General features: G+C 69.5%; 4 protein-coding genes, 5 tRNA genes and 1 other RNA gene. 9 read left to right on the top strand and 1 reads right to left on the bottom strand.

Translation table 11 applies throughout. The features are described from left to right. The 9 genes from D7V97_RS37350 to ffs form a co-directional block, all read left to right on the top strand. The coding region (locus D7V97_RS37350) for a tetratricopeptide repeat protein (RefSeq protein ID WP_120615378.1) at positions 1-2,870 on the top strand (2,870 nt) is incomplete at its 5' end. Between the two features lie 158 nt (positions 2,871-3,028). Continuing rightward, positions 3,029-4,309, top strand: coding sequence for a serine--tRNA ligase (gene serS, locus D7V97_RS37345; protein WP_120615377.1), 1,281 nt, complete (start codon positions 3,029-3,031; stop codon positions 4,307-4,309). A 125-nt stretch (positions 4,310-4,434) separates the two neighbouring features. Then, positions 4,435-4,521: transfer RNA gene (locus D7V97_RS37340), tRNA-Ser, on the top strand. Between the two features lie 42 nt (positions 4,522-4,563). Then, positions 4,564-4,653, top strand: a tRNA-Ser gene (locus tag D7V97_RS37335). A 28-nt stretch (positions 4,654-4,681) separates the two neighbouring features. Next, positions 4,682-4,758: transfer RNA gene (locus tag D7V97_RS37330), tRNA-Arg, on the top strand. Between the two features lie 27 nt (positions 4,759-4,785). Further along, positions 4,786-5,253 carry a tRNA adenosine(34) deaminase TadA gene (gene tadA / locus D7V97_RS37325; RefSeq protein WP_120615379.1) on the top strand — a complete coding sequence of 156 codons (468 nt, stop codon included), beginning with the start codon at positions 4,786-4,788 and terminating at the stop codon, positions 5,251-5,253. A 6-nt stretch (positions 5,254-5,259) separates the two neighbouring features. Continuing rightward, a tRNA-Ser gene (locus D7V97_RS37320) sits at positions 5,260-5,346 on the top strand. 13 nt (positions 5,347-5,359) lie between these two features. After that, positions 5,360-5,446 (top strand) — tRNA-Ser (locus tag D7V97_RS37315). 28 nt (positions 5,447-5,474) lie between these two features. After that, positions 5,475-5,567, top strand: an RNA gene (ffs, locus tag D7V97_RS37310) — signal recognition particle sRNA small type. A gap of 85 nt (positions 5,568-5,652) precedes the next feature. Here ffs and D7V97_RS37305 read toward each other — a convergent pair. Continuing rightward, a complete protein-coding gene (locus D7V97_RS37305) occupies positions 5,653-7,050 on the bottom strand; it encodes a glycosyltransferase family 39 protein (protein WP_120615376.1) in 1,398 nt (465 codons plus the stop codon). Positions 7,051-7,068: the final 18 nt, after the last annotated feature.

Here is a 7,068-nt window from a genome sequence, read left to right as displayed (position 1 = left end):
ACCTGGAGGCGGACCTCTCCGCGCCGCTGCCGCCCCCGCCCGCCTCGGGCCCCGCGGACGGCCTGGAGATGCTCAGCTTCATTGACGACACCGCCGGCAAGGACATGGGCGGGCGCGTGCAGGTGAAGCGCTTCCACGTGCGCCGCCGCTCCGGGAAGATGTTCGGCCCGTTCGAAGAGGGCGTCATCGTCAAGATGCTCGAGGACGGCCAGCTCCTGGGCAACGAGGACGTCTCGCCCGACTCGGAGAGCTGGTCCGCCATCGGCACGGTGCCCATCTTCGCCACCGCCATCCAGCGGCTGATGGAGGGCCCCTCCAAGGCCGTCCCCCTCGCGGCCTCGGCCAACACCGTCAACGCGGATCCGGCCAGCGCGGAGCCCGCGAACGGCCAGGCCAGCATGGAGCGGCTGCGCCAGCTGTACGAAGGCCGCATGGCCGCGGTGTCCGTCGTGGACCGCAGCGCCGCCGACCTCAAGTGGAAGAAGCGCGTCCCCCTCCTGGTGGCCGCCGGCGTGTCGGTGCTCGTGCTGGGCGCCGGCCTGAGCTTCGAGGCCAGCCGCTACGGCGCCTTCGGCCGCCACAAGTTCTTCCCCTCCCGCGTGTCCTCCGGCTCCCCCGAGGCGAAGCTCGTGGAGGAGGCGCGCAAGGGCCTGCTGGAGGACACCTACGCCAGCTACAAGGACGCGCGGGACAAGAGCGCGAAGGTGCTGGCCTCCAAGGAGTACCCCGAGGTCCGCGCCCTGTGGTGCCAGTCCGTGGCCTACCTGCAGCGCCGCTACGCCGCCGGTGAGCGTGCCGACTTGAGCGCGTGCCAGCAGCAGATGGAGTCCATCGAGCTGTTGGGCGAGAAGAACGTGGAGGTCATCAAGACCGCCGCCGCGCTCGCGCTCCAGTCCCGCCAGGCCGCGCAGGTGCAGGCCCGGTTGCAGGACGCGTACAGCCGCGAAGGCAACCAGGGTGACCTGGAGCTCGCCTTCCTCCTGGCGGAGTCCTACGCGCAGCAGAAGGACACCGCCAACGCCATCACCACGCTGAAGAAGGTCCTGGAGCGGGACGCGAAGTCCGCCAAGGCCCACCACGCGCTGGGCAACCTGTACCAGGAGGCGGGCAAGGCCGACGAGGCTGCCCAGGCCTACGCCGCCGCGCTGGAGGCCGACCCCCGGCACGCTGCGTCCGCGGTGGAGCTGGCCGCGGTGGAGCTGCTCGTGCGCAAGGCGAACATCGAGCAGGGCGCCCAGGCCGTGGAGAGCGCCCTCAAGCTCCAGGACGCGCTGGGGCCCGCCGAGCGCGCCCGCGCCCGCGGCCTCAAGGGCGTGGCCCTCTTCCAGCAGTTCAAGCCCAAGGAAGCGGAAGCCGAGCTGAAGGAGGCCCTCAAGGACAACCCGGAGTCCACCTTCATCAAGGCGCAGCTCGCCCAGGTGCTCCGCGCGCAGCGCGACTACGACGGCGCCCTGCCGCTCTACGCGTCGCTCGCGACGGAGGCCAGCGACAGCCTGGAGTACGTGGACGGCCACATCACCTCGCTGGTGATGACGGGCAAGATGCAGGACGCGCTCACCGCCGTGGAGGCCGCCAGCAAGGGCTTCCCCAACGAGGCGCGCATCGCGTACCTCTACGGCCGCATCGAGGACGCGCTCGACAAGCCCGCGGAAGCGGAGGGCCACTTCAAGCGCGCCACCGCCGCGGATCCGAAGCTCGTGGACGCGGGCCTGTACCTGGGCCGCCTGTACCTGCGGCAGCGCCGCAACGCGGACGCCCGGACCCTGCTGGAGAACGCCGCGCAGCAGGCCCCGGAACACGCGGGCGTGCACGCGGGCCTGGGTGAGCTGGCGCTCGCGGAGAACAACAGCCTGTTGGCGCAGCAGGAGTTCGACCGCGCCATCCAGCTGGATCCCAACCTCGCGGACGCCCACCTGGGCCTGTCGCGCGTGGCCCTGCTGGGCGGCGACGCGGCCCGCGCGGAGACGAGCGCCAACCGCGCCCTGGAGCTGGATCCGCACCTGCTGAAGGACGGCCGGCTGCAGCGCGGGCTCGTGCTCTGGCGGCTGCACCGCCTGGACGAGGCCGTGGCGGAGCTGGAGAAGGCCAAGCAGGAGGACCCGCGCTCCACCACCACCCCCATCACCCTGGGCGCGGTGCTCCTGGAGAAGGGCGACCTGGCGGGCGCGGAGAGCAACCTGGGCCTCGCGCTGCGCAACGAGCCGTCCAACCCCGAGGCGCTCTACTACCTGGGGCTCGTGCGCGCGAAGCGCTCCGAGTACACCCAGGCGCTCGACAGCATGAAGGGCGCGGTGGAGCGCGCGCCCAAGCGCCCGGACTACCACTACGCCTACGGCGTCATCCTGCGCGACGCGAAGAAGCTGCCGGAGGCCATCGAGCAGTGGCAGGCCGCCGTGGCCCTGGACCCCAACTACGCGGACGCGCACGAGGCCCTGGGCCACGCGTTCCTGGAGAAGGGCGACTTCGACGGCGCCATCGCCGCCTTCGAGGCCAGCCTCCAGGCGGATCCGCAGCGCACGCGGGTGATGGGCGCCATCGGTGACGCGCTCTTCAACGCCGCGCGCTGGGACGACGCCGTGCGCCGCTACCAGGCGGCGCTCAAGGCCGACCCGAAGCTCACGTACGTCTACTACAAGGTCGCGCGCGCCTACACGGAGCAGGCCCAGCACGCCAAGGCCATTGACTGGTACCGCAAGGCCACCACGGCGGAGCCGCAGAACCCGCAGCCCTTCTACTACCTGGGCTTCGCCTACAAGGAGCGCAACAAGCGCAAGGACGCCATCTCGGCCTTCAAGGAGTACCTGGTGAAGAAGCCGGACGCGGCGGACAAGAAGGACATCGAGGACGAGATCTACGACCTCGAACACTGACCTGCCCCCAAGGCGGGCCTCCGGGTCCGCCCCCCGGGCATGGGCGGTGGCACGGGGCGCCGGTCAGTCCCCGGGGCCGGGCGGCGTCCGGCCCTGAGCACGCCGGACGTGGTGAGCCTTGCCGGCCCACGCCCGGGATGACTACAAGGCGGGCCCCTATGCTGGACCTCCGGAACGTTGCGCAGAACTTCGATGCGGTCGTCGCCCGACTGAAGACGCGGGGCGGCAGCCTGGACCTGGGCCCCTTCCAGGCGCTCTTCCTGGAGCGCCGGGACCTCTACATCTCCGTGGAAGCACTGGCCGCGCGCCGCAACGCCGCCAACGAGGAGATGAAGCGCAAGGCCAAGGAGGACCCGTCCGCGATGGAGAAGCTGCGCGGCGACCTGCGCGCCGTCTCCCAGGAGATCAAGGAGAAGGAGACCCGCCTCAAGGAGGTCGAGGAGGAGCTCAACCGCATCCTGCTCCTCATCCCCAACGTGCCCCACGAGTCGGTGCCCGTGGGCACCAGCGCGGACGAGAACGTCCAGGTGAAGGCCTGGGGTGAGAAGCCGAACCTGCTCTTCACGCCGAAGCAGCACTTCGAGCTGGGCGAGTCGCTGGGCATGCTCGACTTCGAGCGCGCCGCCAAGGTGTCCGGCAGCCGCTTCACCTTCTACAAGGGCGCGCTCGCGCGGCTGGAGCGCGCGCTCGTCACGTTCATGATCGATGTGCACACGCAGAAGGGCTACACGGAGCTGCTCCCGCCCTACCTGGTGCTGCGCGAGACGATGATGGGCACGGGCCAGTTGCCCAAGTTCGAGGACGACGCGTTCAAGACGTCCGGCGAGCCCGAGCGCTTCCTCATCCCCACCGCGGAAGTCCCCGTCACGAACTACCACGCGGACGAAATCCTGGAGGGCGACCAGCTGCCCATCCGCTACTGCGCTTTCAGCCCGTGCTTCCGCGCGGAGGCCGGCGCGGCGGGACGCGACACGCGCGGCCTCATCCGCCAGCACCAGTTCCACAAAGTCGAGCTCGTGAAGTTCGCCCCTCCGGAGAAGAGCCTGGAGGAGCTGGAGGCGATGACGGACGACGCGTGCGACATCCTGCGCCGCCTGGGGCTGCACCACCGCGTGATGCTGCTGTGCACCGGGGACATGGGCTTCGGCGCGCGCAAGACGTACGACATCGAGGTCTGGCTGCCGGGCCAGGGCGCGTACCGGGAGATTTCGTCCTGCTCGGACTGCGGCGACTTCCAGGCGCGCCGCGCGAAGATCCGCTTCCGCGCCCAGAAGGGGGACAAGCCGCAGATGGTGCACACCCTCAACGGCAGCGGGCTGGCCGTGGGGCGCACGAGCATCGCCATCCTGGAGAACTACCAGCGGGAGGACGGAAGCGTCGCCATCCCGGAGGCGTTGGTGCCGTACATGGGCGGCCTCAAGGAGCTGCGCCCCCTGTAGTCCGCGCGGTGGAGGGGGCCCCGGCGTAAAAGGGGCCAACATCCACTTGCACCGGAACCGAAATGATGTAGAAGGGCGGCCCCACGGGCGCTATCGGCCTGCGGGGGACCGTCGGCGCAAGGTGTGGAGGCGTGGCCGAGCGGTTGAAGGCAGCGGTCTTGAAAACCGCAGAAGGTGAAAGCCTTCCGTAGGTTCGAATCCTACCGCCTCCGATTTTGCGCTTGAATTTAGCGGTTCTTTGACAGAGAAACGTTGGAGAGATGGCCGAGAGGCTGAAGGCACAGGTTTGCTAAACCTGCATACTCGTAAGGGTATCGAGGGTTCGAATCCCTCTCTCTCCGCCACTTGTCGTAAGCAGCACCGGAAGACATTGCTCCCTTAGCTCAGCTGGATAGAGCGTCGGACTACGAATCCGAAGGCCGGAGGTTCGAATCCTCCAGGGAGCGCCATCTTCTTCTTTTTGTGTCGTGTGGCTCATGAGTGATGACGTCGCTTTCATGCAGCAGGCCCTTGTGCTCGCGCGGGAAGCAGCTTCACTCGGAGAAGTACCCGTCGGTGCGGTAGCGGTGCTGGACGGCAACGTCGTGGGCACGGGCTTCAACCGGCGCGAGTGCGACCGAAACCCCTTCGCCCATGCTGAGATGCTCGCGCTGGAAGCCGCTGCGAAAGCACGCGGTGCCTGGCGCCTCTCCGGAGTCACCCTGTACGTGACCCTGGAACCGTGCGCCATGTGCGCCGGGGCGTTGGTTCAGTCTCGTGTCACCCGGCTCGTCTTTGGTACGATGGACCCGAAAGCGGGTGCGGTAGGCTCGCTGTACAATCTCGCAGAGGAGCCGCGACACAACCACCGGCTCCAGGTCACAAGCGGCATCCTGGCGGAGGACAGTCGCCAGCTTCTCAAGACGTTCTTCGAGCGCTTGCGCACGAAGCGACGTGAAAACTGAATACTTGGAGAGCTGGCCGAGTGGTCGAAGGCACCTGACTCGAAATCAGGCGTACCGGTAACGGTACCGTAGGTTCGAATCCTACGCTCTCCGCTCCATCGTCCGTGGAGAGGTGGCCGAGCGGTTGAAGGCACACGCCTGGAACGCGTGCATACTCGAAAGGGTATCGTGGGTTCGAATCCCACCCTCTCCGTTGTTATCTTCGCGCTAGCAGCACTGATTTTGTGGTCGGGACAACGTGGGGGCGCGAACCCCGCCAGGTCCGGAAGGAAGCAACGGTAGCGTACTTCCGCGTGTGTCCCGGCCGTTCTGTTTTGTCATGAAGCGCCGATGTCCCCTTCGAGGGACATCGGCGCTTCTGCTTTGCGGGCAACCCCTCCCCTGCCCGGCCGCTCGGACTCAGTCGCGGGCGAGGATGGTTTCGCGGCCCACTTCACGGACGACGCGGAAACCCGCCGCCTGGAGCTCCGGCAGGGCCCGGCCCTCGAACGTGACAGCGCGGTTGAAGGCGGGGTCGCGCATGGAAGCCTGGAAGGCCGCGTCGCGGGGCCAGTCGCAGGTGCGCCAGGGGATGTTCCGGCCGATGTAGAAGAAGCCCCCGGAGCCCCACAGCCCCTCGTTCACGATGAGGAGCCCCTTCGCGTCGCCCCGGGTGGCCTGGACGATGGCGCGGAACTGGTCCCGCCGCAGGTCCTGGGAGGGGTAGCCGTCCGTCCGCACGAAGCCCAGCCACAGCGAGGAGAAGGTCAGCACGCCTCGCAGCCCCGGGCGCTGGATCGCCATGAGCGCCGCAGCCAGCTGGGAGGCCGCCGCGAGCAACCCCAGCACGAGCGCCGGGTAGAGGAAGCGCTCCTCCTTGTGCGGCGTGGCCAGGAGGACGGCGGTGTAGACGGCCGCGCACGTGAGCGGCAGGGACAGCGTGCGCCACCGGAGCAGCGATGCGAGCGACAGCGGCACGGCGGCCCAGGCCCAGAGGGGCACGGCCCGGAGCAACGGCTGCGCGTAGAACTCCGGCGGGGAGGCCCCGAACGCGGCGGCGGCTTCACCCGACAGGACGTTGAAGCGCACGTAGGCCAGGAATGAGTGGAAGGGGGCGCCCCAGGTGAACCAGTCGAGCCCGCCCAGGCCCAGCGCCACGCCCAGGCCTCCCACACAGGCGAACGCAAGGACGCGCCACCTGCGCGCGCCGACGAGCCAGCCCAGCGCCGCCAGCACGAAGAGGGCGGAGGGGTAGCGCGTCACCACCGCGAGCCCCAGCGCCATGCCGCCCAGGATCCCCGCGCGCCGCGCCTGTGCGTCCGTGCCGGGCCGGTCCAGCGCCTCCATGGCCACGAGCAGGAAGGACGCGGAGAAGGACTCCGACAGCGTGCGTCCGGCGAAGAGGAGCACCGGTCCGCTGAGGCCCAGGAGCAGGACGGCGAGCGCCCCACCCGTCGGGCCGGCGCGGCGCGCGGCGAAGCGGTACACGGCCCACAGGCTCCACGCGTGCAGGGCGAACTGGGGCACCGCCACCATGCCGCGGTAGGTGCGCGGGTCGGTGATGCCGAGCACCTCCGAGAGCTTCAGGAAGGCCGCGAGCACGCCGGGGAGGGCCCAGTTGCGCAGGCCCTCGCGCCACTCCCACGCCAGCACACCGTAGCCGTGCACGCGCCACCACGCGGGCTCCAGCGCCTGGAACACTTCGTCCGGGTGGATGCGGCCCAGTTCGCGCACCGCCACGACGATGGGCACCAGCGCCACCGCGAGGAGGCCCAGGACGCGCAGGCCTCCGGGCAACCCCCTCTGGAGGGGCGCCACGTCGGGCGGTGGGGGGGC

Source organism: Corallococcus sp. CA053C (assembly GCF_003611675.1).
GTDB lineage: Bacteria > Myxococcota > Myxococcia > Myxococcales > Myxococcaceae > Corallococcus.
The sequence above is the reverse complement of the archived record's forward strand: the minus strand, read 5'-3'. Positions and strand labels throughout refer to the sequence as shown.